The sequence below is a fragment of the Streptomyces sp. URMC 124 genome (genome assembly GCF_051386455.1).
In the GTDB taxonomy this organism is placed as follows: Bacteria; Actinomycetota; Actinomycetes; order Streptomycetales; family Streptomycetaceae; genus Streptomyces.
The window spans coordinates 1-278 of the sequence record NZ_JBPQTS010000434.1 but is presented as its reverse complement, the minus strand read 5'-3'; the positions used below and the strand labels follow the sequence as shown (position 1 = coordinate 278).

At 53.6% G+C, this 278-nt stretch carries 1 protein-coding gene; it reads left to right on the top strand.

Features of this window, described 5'->3' with window-relative positions; genetic code table 11:
- Positions 1-14 precede the first annotated feature (14 nt).
- The coding region (locus tag ACSNOG_RS33240; protein WP_436756393.1) for an ABC transporter permease subunit at positions 15-278 on the top strand (264 nt) is incomplete at its 3' end.

Genomic DNA, 278 nt, shown 5'->3' with positions numbered 1-278 from the left:
AGCCTCTCATGTTCATGTCGAAGCCGGAGTATTTCCGATGGATTTATATATTATCGGATATTTGGCAGGGAGCCGGATGGGCATCGATCATTTATGTGGCGGCACTCGCGAACGTCGATCCGGAGCTGCATAACGCTGCTAGCCTGGACGGCGCCAATCTGCTCCAACGAATCCGCAACATCGATCTTCCGACGATCCGGCCGATCATGGCCATCGTATTCATTCTCGCGGCCGGCGGCATCATGTCGATCGGGTTTGAAAAGGCCTACTTGATGCAA